The sequence below is a fragment of the Rhizobium glycinendophyticum genome, assembly GCF_006443685.1.
Lineage (GTDB): Bacteria > Pseudomonadota > Alphaproteobacteria > Rhizobiales > Rhizobiaceae > Allorhizobium > Allorhizobium glycinendophyticum.
Genome location: NZ_VFYP01000001.1, coordinates 1312673 through 1324283, shown reverse-complemented (window position 1 = coordinate 1324283; position 11611 = coordinate 1312673). Strand labels below are relative to the sequence as shown.

Below are 11611 nucleotides of genomic sequence, written 5' to 3'. Positions count from 1 at the left end.
GGGCAAAAACTGAAACAAGAACGGCGCCTCATCGGGCGCCGTTATCGTTCAGGCGGCAGGCTGCGGCGGTGGCGCCAGCACCTTCAGTTCACCCGGATGGATCTTCAGCTCGACATCGGCCGGCATGCGCAAAAGCTCGCCATCGAGCACGCAGGCCGCGCCCTTGCGGTGCCTGGGGAAATGCAGATGGACCGTCCGGGCGGTCGAGGCGGTCACCGCCTCGTTCTCCTTGAACCTGCCCCGCAGGATGTCGAAGGCGAGCTTGCCGACGCCCGTCGGTTCCAAGGGGTCGGCCAGGTAGACGCCAAGCTGACCGGTATCGACCCGATCGGCGAAGAACAGCGAGTTGTTGCCGAGCGGATTGTTCGAGACCGAGATCGCAGAGACCGGGCGCTCGTCGCTGCGACCATCGCCGTCGATGTCGAAGATCACCTCGAAACGCGGTGGATCGAGCATCACGCCGAAAGCGGCACTGGTGCTCGCCCGGATCTTGCCGATGCGCGAGGCGAAGTTCATCTGGTTGCGCATGCGCACCATGCGGGCATGCAGGCCTGCGGAGAACTGGTGGACGAAGGGGCGGCCGTTGGCCGTGGCGATGTCGACCGAGGCCACCTCGCCTGCGGCCAGCACATCGAGCACCTTCCAGATGTCTAGCGGCAGTTTCAGCGAGCGGGAGAAGAGGTTCATCGTGCCGGCCGGGATGACGCCGAGCGGCAAGCCGGCTTTCCAGGCGATGCCGGCCGCGGCCGAAATCGTGCCGTCACCGCCACCGGCGACCACCGCATCGACGCCTGCGGTCTCGACCGCCTTCTGCAGCGCCTCGACGATCTCGTCGCCGGCCACGATCGCGCACTCGAGCTCATGCCCCTGCTTGGCAAAGGCCTCGGTGGCGCTGGCGCAATAGACCTGCATGTCGGTGGTCTTGAAGGTGCCACCGTCGCGATTGAGTACCGCCTTGATCTTCATGGAATTCCTAAACACCCCGGGCCAACGGGGTCACAACGTGCGGCCCGGTCAAAAGTTTCTGTCGTCTCTCAGATCGAAAGCCGAAAGGCGGAATTCAAGGGCGGGCAAAATTCGGTGTCGTGAGCAAAAGCCTTTGCTGCGACGCACATGAGCATGATAAACAACAATTTCATTTGCCATCTGGTGCTTCGCACCGCTTTCCCATCATGGCTTCGATAGAAGCGTTTTACGCCGTCTCCCCGGCGTCCCGGTGATTTCATGACCGATTGTTCCGCACTCGCCAGCACGCCCACGCGCTCATCCGATGCCCATACCTCCGTTGGCTCTGGTCTCAGCGCCACGGCGATCCTTTTGATCGAAATCGCGCTCGCCGCCGGTGGTTTCGGCATCGGCACCGGTGAATTCGTCATCATGGGGCTGCTGCCGGAAGTCGCGACGACCTACGGCGTCAGCGTGCCCCAGGCCGGACATGTCATCTCCTCTTACGCGCTGGGTGTCGTGCTCGGCGCCCCCATCATTGCGGCGCTCGGCGCCAAGCTGCCGCGCAAGACGCTGCTTCTGATCCTGATGGGCATCTTCGCGCTCGGTAACTTCGCAAGCGCCTTGGCACCTGGCTTCCTGAGCTTCACCGTCCTGCGCTTCATCACCGGCCTGCCGCACGGCGCCTATTTCGGTGTCGCGGCGCTTGTTGCCTCGTCCATGGCGCCGCCGCATCGGCGCGTGCGCGCCGTCGGGCGCGTCATGCTCGGTCTGACCATCGCCACCCTCGTGGGCACACCGATCGCGACCTTCCTCGGACAGTTGATGGACTGGCGCGCCGCCTTCCTGCTGGTGGCGGCCATCGGGGCGCTGACCGTCGCGCTCATCGCCATCTACCTGCCCAAGGACAGAGTGGTCGAAGGCGCCAGCATGCTGCGCGAACTGTCCGCCTTCGGCCGGGTGCAGGTGTGGCTGTCCATGGCTGTCGCCGCAGTCGGCTTCGGCGGCATGTTCGCAATCTTCAGCTACATCGCCAAGACGGTGACGGACACCGCCGGCATGCCCGCGAGCATGGTCGCCGTGGTGCTGGCGCTTTTCGGCATCGGCATGAATGTCGGCAACATCGTCGGCAGCCGTTTGGCGGACTACTCGCTGAACGGCACGATCGGCGGCATGCTCGCCTTCAACGTCGCGCTGATGGCAGTCTTTTCGCTCACCGCACACCACCCGGTCATGTTGTGCATCTGCGTCTTCCTCACCGGCTGCGGCTTTGCCGCCTGCCCGGCCGTGCAGACGCGCATCATGGATGTGGCGGCGGAGGCAAAGACACTGGCCGCAGCCACCATCCACTCCGCCTTCAACCTCGCCAATGCGCTCGGTGCCTGGCTCGGCGGCATCGTGATCGCGGCGGGATACGGCTATGGCGCAACCGGTTACGTCGGCTCGGCACTCTCGGCCCTCGGCCTTGTCGTCTTTGCGATATCGGTCGCGCTGGAAAAGAAGTCCCTGGCCGACTGACGGTTCGGGCTCCCGTGGCTGCTGGCGATCAGGGTCGGGCTTGATCCATCATTCGGCATGACTGCCTCGGCCTATGCCGCCTTGGTCGGATCGCCGCTCCACCATGCCCTCGCTCAAGAGCATGACGATCATCAGAGCCAGGGCCACGGCCAGCAGCGGGAGACCATGCAGCGGGGCGACCAATGCCAGTGCGAGCGCGACAAGTGCCGCAGCAAACCGGATGAGCAGAGGTTTCTGCTGCAACAGCCAGCGGAAGGCCGTGTCGAAGAGCAGATAGACGCCGAGCCCGAAGAGCAGCAGGCTTTCGCTGCCGTGCGCAGCCGCGGCTTGTTCCCCTCCTGCGATGTCGTGGATCCGGGCGCCGATCACCGCCTTCAAGCCGGCGGCCACGAGGATCAGGCCTGATATCATGAACAGGTGCGCGCCGTTGTAGCCGAACAAGGCAATCCGCGTTCGATCCCGGTTGTCGGCGGACATCATCCGATGCTCGGCATGCTGATCGTCGCGGTCAAAATAGCTCCACCACAAAGAACCGATCAGGGCCAGGGCGAGAAGCAGCGCGACGAAATCTCCGACGGTGTGAGGGATGGTGGTGAAACCGCTCCCCGTCGCGATGACGATCTCTCCGAGCACGATGATCAGCAGCAGACCGTGCCGCTCGACGAAATGGCAGACATCGATGGCAAAACCCTCGCCGGTGTTCGTCACGCTGACGACGACGTACAACAGCGCCGGCGACAACAGCAGGATCCAGCTCCAACTGCCCTCGATGAGGCCGGAGGCGATCACCAGAAGGGCAGCGGCCAGGTTGAAAGGAACGATGCGCAGCATGGCGCGAGCAGCCGCCGCCCCACCCTGCCAGGCGAAGGCGGCGAAATGCAGGAGCACGATGGCGAGATAGGCGGCACCGAAGAGCAGCCGGCCCTCGCCGGCACTGTCGGGGATCGCCAGCGCCATGATGAGAAAGCCGCCCATCGCGACTATCAAAACCAGGCGCATGCTCTTGCGGGTATGGGCGTGATTGGTGAGCCAGATGTAGCCGCCATACATCCACCAGACGAGCATCAGAACGGCAAGGGCATGCAACAGGTCCACGGCACCATGGGCATGCTCGACGAGATGAGTGATCTGCGTGATGGTGAAGACGAAGACCAAGTCGAAGAAGAGTTCTATGGTCTGGGCTCGAAAAGGCCCCTCTTGCGTCTCAGTCATGGCTGCACCCCTCATCATCCACGCTCCGATGCACCCAGCAGACACCGGTCGAGCCGCATCTGTCCAGTGCCAGAATTGGCCCCATCTTCTGAAGAGAAAGAGCAGCCAGCGACGTAGGGTGCCGCAGCTAAGGATCCTGTGACTTCAGGCCGCCGAGGCTTTCGAGACAATGTCCTCAGGCCCGATCACCCGGCGCTTGCCGTCCTTGCATTCGACATGGCGGCTGCCCCATTGCTCCAGCACCAGGATCACCGGCCTGAGGCTCTGGCCCAGCGGCGTCAGCGCATAATCCACGCGCGGCGGCACGACGGGATAAACGGTGCGCGTCACCAGCCCATGCTCCTCCAGTTCCCGCAGCTGCTTGGTCAGCATGCGCTGTGTCACCGCCTGCAGGCGCCGGCGCAATTCGCTGAAGCGCAGGGTGCCGTCCATCACCAGATGATAGAGGATGACGCCCTTCCATTTGCCATCGAGAAAACTCAGCGTCGTCTCGACCGGGCAACCCGGAAAGCTGTTGGTCATCTTGGCGCGGGGCTTCGACATTCCTGGTATCCTTTTTGATACTGAGGGGCAAAATTGTATCTACAAACAGAAAATGTGCATTCTTGCGGCTTGTGATCTTATCGCCTTAATGGGGGGCGTGCAAACTTTACAGGAGATCCCCATGCGCGCCGTCGGCTTCCATAGCCCCCAAGCTCTCACCTCCCCCACCGCCCTCGTCGATCTCGATCTGCCCGTGCCGGAAGCGCGCGGACGCGACCTGCTCGTCGAGGTCAAGGCCGTGTCGGTCAATCCGGTCGACACGAAGGTTCGTCGCAATTTCAAGCCCGCCGAAGGGGAAGCTCGCATCCTCGGCTACGATGCCGCCGGCATCGTCAAGGCAGTCGGTTCCGAGGTCACGCTCTTCAGGCCGGGCGACGAGGTCTATTACGCCGGTGCAATCGGGCGCCCCGGTACCAATGCTGAATACCATCTGGTCGACGAGCGGATCGTCGGGCGCAAGCCGAAGAGCCTGTCGTTTGCGGAAGCAGCCGCCTTGCCGCTGACGGCGATCACCGCCTATGAGGCGCTGTTCCACAGGCTGCGGCTCGACATGCCCGTTCCGGGGGCTGCTCCCGTCATCCTGATTACCGGTGGTGCCGGCGGCGTCGGCTCGATCGCCATCCAGCTCGTCAAGCAGCTCACCGACCTCACAGTGGTCGCAACCGCCTCCCGGCCGGAAACCGCCGCCTGGGCCAAGTCGCTCGGCGCCGATCACGTCATCGACCATTCAAAGCCGCTGGCGGGCGAATATGCGGCCCTCGGGATCGGCGCACCGGCTTTCGTCTTTTCGGTCACCCATAGCGTCCAGCACCGGGTCGATCTCGCCGAACTGATCGCGCCGGCGGGCCGGATCTGCCTGATCGACGACTTCACCGAGGGCTTCGACATCATGGCCTTCAAGGGCAAGGCCGTGTCGCTGCATTGGGAAATGATGTTCTCGCGGCCGATGTTCGAAACCGCAGACATGATCGAGCAGCACAAGCTCCTGAACCATGTCGCCGAGTTGATCGATGCCGGCCGGGTCCGCACCACGCTCGACAGCGTGATCGGGCCGATCAATGCCGCCAACCTGATCAAGGCGCATGCGCTCGTCGAGAGCAATCGCATGCGCGGCAAGGTGGTCCTGGAAGGCTTCTCCGACTGACCCTTTCCAGCGCCTGCGACGAGGTAACCTCGCTGTCGGTGCCGGTTTCCATCGGTCCGCAAACGCGAACGGCGCCGCCCCTAAAGCAGCGCCGTTCGGCAAAGGAGGAAAAAGGCTCAGGCCTGGAGAACGACGACCTTCGTCCCGACAGTCACGCGTTCGTAGAGATCGATCACGTCGTGGTTCATCATGCGGACGCAGCCGGACGACATGGCCTGACCGATCGACCAGGGCTGGTTCGTCCCGTGCAGACGGAACATGGTGTCGTTGCCGTTCCGGTAGAGATACATGGCACGCGCGCCGAGCGGGTTGTTCGGCCCCCCCGGCAGGCCGCCGGCATATTTCAGGTTCTTTTCCGGGTCGCGGCGCAGCATGTTCGGGGTCGGAGTCCAGGTCGGCCATTCGGCCTTGCGACCGATATAGGCGTTGCCGGCCAGCGCATAGCCGTTGCGCCCCACACCGATGCCGTAGCGCATCGCCTGGCCGTCGCCCAGCACGTAGTAAAGCCGCCGCGCCGGCGTGTCGACAACAACTGTGCCGGCCGGATGGGTCGTCTCGTAGGCCACCTGCTGGCGGCGCAGCTCCGGCTTGATCTTCTCGATCGGCACCTTCTTGAGCGGATGCGGTTCATCCGGCAGATCGCCATACATGGCCTGCTGGTTCGGCATCGACTGACAGCCGGCCAGGAAAAGCGGCAGGCCGAGGAGGAGGCCGCGGCGGGAAATGGTCATGAGAGAAGGTCCTCGGAATGCGATTCGATACCGAGGAGCCTAGGGAATTTATGGTTAACGAATATCTAAAGCGGCGGAGACGAGGTCGTTTGCGCGTCGAACCTATTCGTCCGCACACGGCCAATTGGGGGGTGCCGTCAGCCCCTGCGGCAGCCTGGTCGTCTCGTCGCCGCATGACAGGGCGATCTGCTCCTGCTTCAGCCCCTTCGCCTGAGACAGGTCCGCGCCCTCGATACGGGTCAAAAACAAGAAGGCATCGGTGAAGTCGATCACACCGGCGAAACTCGCTTTCTGAAACATGGCCCGCGAGAGGTTGGCCATAGCGAAATGGGTGTCCTCCAGGGTGGCCCCGGAAAAGATTGCTCGGCCCAACTCGGCTTTCGTGAAATCGGCCTTGCGCAGATCGGCACCGCTGAAATCCGAGCGCTGCAATTCGGCCGCCACGAAACTCGTGCCGGATGCCTTCACGGCTGTGAAGTCGCTGCGATAGCCTTCCACCTTGTCGAAATCCGCCCCCGTCAGATCCGACTGGGCAAGGGAGGTGCGCACGAGGCTGGCCTTGGTGACGTTTGCCCCCTTCACGCTGCTGCCGGCGAGGTCCGTGCCGCTGAAATCGGCATCGGCGAGGTTGGCGCCCTCGAGATTGCTTCCGCCGAGCATCAGCATGCGCTTCGTGCAGTTGCTCCAGTCGACGGAGGGGCCGGCATCCTGGCGGCATTGCTCGACTGCGGCGGTCGGCTGTGCGGAAAAAACGGCCAAAAGCGAGCCGGCCGCCGCTACGGCCAGAGACAGGCCTTGCCATCGGCTCTGGCGACGGATTGCCGCTCTGCCCACCGACTGTCTGTCGAACCGATCTTTCGTCACGCCAACCGCACCTTTCACGTCCCTGCCGACAAGCCGCATGCGGCCCGCCCCGAAGAGGTTACGCTAATTTGTCCGGTCTGGACATCGGTTTCACGTCCAGGTTCGGGCAAACCGGTCCTTCGCCGGCATTCTCTGGCGGCGGTCCGGGCGGCCCGACCTCCCGAACACTACATGTTCGGATAGACCGGCCCTTCGCCGTCAACCTTTGAGGCGGTCCGTGCGGCCCGTCCTCTCGAACATTTACATGTTCGGATAGACCGGCCCTTCGCCGCCTTGTGGCGGCACCCAGGTGATATTCTGGTTCGGGTCCTTGATGTCACAGGTCTTGCAGTGGACGCAGTTCTGGGCGTTGATGACGAAGGTTTCCTCGCCGTCCTTTTCCACCCATTCATAGACGCCTGCCGGACAGTAGCGCGTGGACGGACCGGCATAAACGCCGAGTTCGGATCGCTTCTGCAGGTCCATGTCGCGGACCTTGAGGTGGACCGGCTGGTCTTCCTCATGGTTGGTGTTGGAGAGAAACACCGAGGAGAGACGGTCGAAGGTCAGAACACCGTCGGGCTTCGGATAGGCAATCGGCTTGTGCTTGGCGGCCGGCTCGAGCGACTGGGCGTCGGTCTTGCCGTGCTTCAGGGTGAAGGGCGAGGTGCCGAAGATCTGGTTGATCCACATGTCGATGCCGCCAAGCGCGACGCCGATTGCGGTGCCGAACTTCGACCAAAGCGGCTTGACGTTGCGAACGCGCTTCAGGTCCTTGCCGATATCAGTCGAACGCCATTCGTTCTCGATCTCGATCGGCTCGTCATTGGCGCGACCGGCGGCGATCGCATCGGCGATCTTCTCGGCCGCCAGCATGCCGGAGAGCACGGCGTTGTGAGAGCCCTTGATGCGGGGAACGTTGACGAGACCGGCGGAACAGCCGATCAGTGCGCCGCCCGGGAAGGAGAGCTTAGGCACAGACTGGTAGCCGCCCTCGGTGATCGCGCGGGCGCCATAGGAGAGACGCTTGCCGCCCTCGAAGGTCCTGGCGATCGCCGGATGGGTCTTGAAGCGCTGGAATTCCTCGAACGGATAGAGATAGGGGTTCTTGTAGTTCAGGTGCACGACGAAGCCCACGGCCACCATGTTGTCCTCGAGATGGTAGAGGAAGGAGCCGCCACCGGTCTTCATGCCGAGCGGCCAGCCGAAGGAGTGCTGCACGAGGCCCGGCTTGTGGTGCTCGGGCTTGACCTGCCAGAGTTCCTTGAGGCCGATGCCGAACTTCTGAACGTCGCTGTCGCGGGCGAGATCGAACTTCGCGATCAACTGCTTGGCGAGCGAACCGCGAACACCTTCCGAGATCAGCACATATTTGCCGAGCAGCGCCATGCCGCGGGTATAGGCCGGACCTGGCTCACCATTCTTCTCAATGCCCATGTCGCCCGTAGCAACGCCGATCACCGCGCCCTCTTCGTTATAGAGCACTTCAGAGGCGGCAAAGCCCGGATAGATCTCGACGCCGAGCGCTTCCGCATGGGCCCCTAGCCAGCGACAGACATTGCCGAGCGAGACGATGTAGTTGCCGTGATTGTTCATCAGCGGCGGCATCAGGGCGTTTGGCAGGCGAACCGAGCCGGCAGGCCCAAGGAAAAGGAACTGGTCGTCGGTGACCGGTGTCTTGAAGGGATGGTCGGCTTCTTCGCGCCAGCCGGGGATCAGCCGGTCGATGCCGACGGGATCGACGACGGCACCGGAGAGGATATGGGCGCCGACTTCCGCCCCCTTTTCGAGCACGACGACGGTCAGATCCGGATTGACCTGTTTCAGCCGGATCGCCGCCGACAGACCCGCGGGGCCTGCGCCCACGATCACGACGTCGAATTCCATGCTTTCGCGTTCAGGCAGTTCCATCTCGGTGCTCATTCGTCATTCCTCGCCAGGCGGTGCTTTCCGCCCTCCTCCTTGACAAAACCCAACCGGATTGTCGAGCCGAAGCGCGACGCGCAGAGGCGCAAATTCCGGCAAGGCGGTGTGAGGACCGAGAATATCTTACGTGAACGTAAGGGTCAACGTGACATTTCCGGCCATACCGTCGCAACGAAATTGGCGGGACATCCCGCGCCCGACGGCTCGGACACAAAACGCCCTTGCAAGCCGCGTGGTTGCAGGTCAAGACACCGTCGTTTTCTGCCGGATACCACGACCATGCACCCCTTTACCCCCGCCACCCTCGCCGACGCGCTCGCCCCATTGCATGCCGAGCTGCGCATTCTCGGTCCCCAGGCTTTGACGGGACGGCATCCGGGCGAGCACGAGGACAATCTCGGCGCCGGCGTCGTGGCGCAACCGGCCAGCACCGAAGCGGCAGCGGCGCTGATTGCCTGGTGTCGACAGAACCATGTCGCCATCGTTCCCCATGGCGGGCTGAGCGGACTGGTCGGCGGCGGCATCAGCCGGGCCGGCGAGGTTGTTCTCTCGTCGGCACGTCTCGACCGGATCCTCGCCATCCGGCCGGATGAAGGAACGGTCGAAGTCGAAGCCGGGGTGACGCTCGAAGCGCTGCAGGCGGCACTCCTGCCCCACGGCTTCACCACCGGCATCGACCTCGGCTCGCGCGGCAGTGCCACCATCGGCGGCATGCTCTCGACCAATGCCGGCGGCATCCTCGCCTTCCGCAATGGCGTGATGCGCCACCAGATCCTCGGTCTCGAGGTGGTTCTGCCGTCCGGCGAAGTCTTTTCCGACATGACGCGCGTGGTGAAGGTCTCGGCCGGGCCGGATCTCAAACAGCTCTTCATCGGCGGTGAAGGCGCCTTCGGCTTCGTCACCAAAATCGTCATGAAACTGGAGCGTCTGCGCGCCCATCGGGCGACGGCTCTTCTCGGTGTCGCGGATGCCGCCTCGGCGCTGTCGGTTGCGGCCGCTCTCGGTGAGCGGGGCGATTTGCAGATGGAGGCCGCGGAGATGATGTGGCCGCGTTACATTCGCGATCACGCGGCTTTGAAGGGCTTCGATCTCGACTGGCTGGAGGATGGCGCCGCAATGCTGCTGGTCGAGATCTCCTCGGAGACGGAGGAGAAGGCAAGGCTTGCGCTGGAGGAGGCGCTGGCCGAGCTTTGGGACAGGGCCGACCTCAAGGGCGGCATCCTCGCCCAGTCCTCCGAACAGGCACGCCGCTTCTGGGACCTGCGTGAGGATTCGGGCTTCTACTTCGCCAGCTATCCCAACGCCCCCTCCTTCGACGTTTCGATCCCGCCGGGCGAAGCCGACGCCTATGTGGCAGGTCTCATCGAGGGCCTTGGCGGCATCGGCAACGGGTTCGAGGCCTATGTCTACGGCCATGTGGCGGATGGCAACCTGCATATCGCGCTCGCCGCCCCCGGCCCGCTGCCCAAGGAAACCAAGCGCGCCGTCGAACGCACCGTCTATGCCGGCGTCACCGCGCGCGGGGGCAGCTTTTCCGCCGAACACGGTGTGGGACTGGAAAAGCGCGATGCCTATGAGGCGCATGCGCCGGCGCTGAAACAGGCGCTGTCCCGGCAGATCAAGGCGCTGCTCGACCCCGACGGATTGTTCAACCCCGGCAAGGTTCCGTTCTGACGCCGGCAGAGCCTCAGCCAATGCCCGCGCCCTGACAAAAAATCGCGGCCGCCTGTTCCGCCTACGGCAAATCCCGTCGCAGGCCGAAATCTGCCTTTGAACCTGTCTGCGCTTTGTCGCAGTCTCCGGCAAAACGCCAGCAGGGGAACAAGGACATGGCACTCACTTATGGTTTCATCGGGCTCGGCCATCTCGGCCGCCATCTCGCCGGCAGCCTCGTCAGGGCGGGGTTCGCCGTCGTGGTCAACGACCTCGATCCCAGGAATGCCGAAGAGCTGGTTGCCGCCGGTGCGCGTTTCGCCGCCGATCCGCAAGCCGTGGCCGAAGCCGTCGATGCCGTCATCACCTGCCTGCCCTCTCCGAAAGTCAGCGAACGCGTGCTGACCGGCGAGCGCGGCATCCTCAAGGGACTGAAGCCCGGCTCCACCTGGATCGAGATGAGCACGCTCGACGAACAGGAAGTCCTGCGCCTCGGCAAGATCGCCGCCGACGCCGGAATCCGCATGCTGGAATCGCCCGTCACCGGCGGCGTGCATCTGGCCGCCTCGGGCGAGATCACCGTGATCATCGGCGGCGACGAGGATCTCTACGACATGCATCTTCAGGCCTTCCAGGCCATGGGCAAACGGATTTTTCGCGCCGGGCCGCTCGGGAAAGCCGCGGTGATCAAGGTGATCACCAACATGCTCGCCTTCATCCACCTTATTGCAACAGGCGAAGCGCTGATGCTGGCCAAGAAAGGCGGCATCGACCTCACTGACGCCTTCAACATCATCAAGGCCTCCTCCGGCAATTCTTTCGTGCATGAGACCGAAGGCCAGGTGATCCTCAACGGCAGCTACAACATCAATTTCACCATGGATCTCGCCGTCAAGGATCTTGGCTTCGCGCTGGGCTTCGGCCGCGAGTTCGGCGTGCCGCTCGATCTCGCCGGCCACGCGATGCAAACCTTCATTCGCGCCCGAGCAGCTTACGGCGGCGACGCCTGGTCGTCGCAGGTGGTGAAGCTTTTGGAGGATGCGACCGGCACGGATCTCAGGGCACCAGGTTTTCCGGCGGAGCTTTGAGGGCGACG

At 63.6% G+C, this 11611-nt stretch carries 10 protein-coding genes; 4 read left to right on the top strand and 6 right to left on the bottom strand.

Annotated features, from left to right (window positions below; all coding sequences use genetic code 11):
* Positions 1-48: 48 nt before the first annotated feature.
* On the bottom strand, positions 49-966 hold the full coding sequence (locus FJQ55_RS06435) for a diacylglycerol/lipid kinase family protein (RefSeq protein WP_140826827.1): 918 nt from the start codon (positions 964-966) through the stop codon (positions 49-51).
* A gap of 258 nt (positions 967-1224) precedes the next feature.
* On the opposite strand from FJQ55_RS06435, the gene FJQ55_RS06430 reads away from it, so the two are divergent.
* Positions 1225-2463 carry an MFS transporter gene (locus FJQ55_RS06430; protein WP_140826826.1) on the top strand — a complete coding sequence of 413 codons (1239 nt, stop codon included), beginning with the start codon at positions 1225-1227 and terminating at the stop codon, positions 2461-2463.
* 48 nt (positions 2464-2511) lie between these two features.
* Here the strand turns inward: FJQ55_RS06430 and FJQ55_RS06425 are convergent, their stop codons facing one another.
* Complete coding sequence (locus FJQ55_RS06425; protein WP_161596958.1) at positions 2512-3675, bottom strand: low temperature requirement protein A; 1164 nt, start codon at positions 3673-3675, stop codon at positions 2512-2514.
* A 144-nt stretch (positions 3676-3819) separates the two neighbouring features.
* The gene (locus FJQ55_RS06420) at positions 3820-4218 is read right to left on the bottom strand and encodes a winged helix-turn-helix transcriptional regulator (RefSeq protein WP_140826824.1); all 399 of its coding nucleotides are present in this window, start codon (positions 4216-4218) and stop codon (positions 3820-3822) included.
* A 121-nt stretch (positions 4219-4339) separates the two neighbouring features.
* Here FJQ55_RS06420 and FJQ55_RS06415 point away from each other — a divergent pair, with 121 nt between their 5' ends.
* The gene (locus FJQ55_RS06415; protein ID WP_140826823.1) at positions 4340-5362 is read left to right on the top strand and encodes a zinc-binding alcohol dehydrogenase family protein; all 1023 of its coding nucleotides are present in this window, start codon (positions 4340-4342) and stop codon (positions 5360-5362) included.
* 116 nt (positions 5363-5478) lie between these two features.
* Here the strand turns inward: FJQ55_RS06415 and FJQ55_RS06410 are convergent, their stop codons facing one another.
* The 3 genes from FJQ55_RS06410 to FJQ55_RS06400 form a co-directional block, all read right to left on the bottom strand.
* Positions 5479-6093 (bottom strand): L,D-transpeptidase, encoded by a 615-nt coding sequence (locus FJQ55_RS06410; protein WP_140826822.1) that lies wholly within the window; start codon positions 6091-6093, stop codon positions 5479-5481.
* A gap of 102 nt (positions 6094-6195) precedes the next feature.
* Positions 6196-6957 carry a pentapeptide repeat-containing protein gene (locus FJQ55_RS06405; RefSeq protein WP_246085038.1) on the bottom strand — a complete coding sequence of 254 codons (762 nt, stop codon included), beginning with the start codon at positions 6955-6957 and terminating at the stop codon, positions 6196-6198.
* A gap of 240 nt (positions 6958-7197) precedes the next feature.
* Positions 7198-8859 (bottom strand): electron transfer flavoprotein-ubiquinone oxidoreductase, encoded by a 1662-nt coding sequence (locus FJQ55_RS06400; RefSeq protein WP_140826820.1) that lies wholly within the window; start codon positions 8857-8859, stop codon positions 7198-7200.
* A gap of 282 nt (positions 8860-9141) precedes the next feature.
* Between FJQ55_RS06400 and FJQ55_RS06395 the strand changes: the two genes are divergently transcribed.
* Both FJQ55_RS06395 and FJQ55_RS06390 read left to right on the top strand, forming a co-directional pair.
* Positions 9142-10536: an FAD-binding oxidoreductase gene (locus FJQ55_RS06395; protein WP_140826819.1), complete on the top strand. Its 1395-nt coding sequence runs from the start codon at positions 9142-9144 to the stop codon at positions 10534-10536.
* Positions 10537-10691: 155 nt separating this feature from the next.
* The gene (locus tag FJQ55_RS06390; RefSeq protein WP_140826818.1) at positions 10692-11603 is read left to right on the top strand and encodes an NAD(P)-dependent oxidoreductase; all 912 of its coding nucleotides are present in this window, start codon (positions 10692-10694) and stop codon (positions 11601-11603) included.
* Positions 11604-11611: the final 8 nt, after the last annotated feature.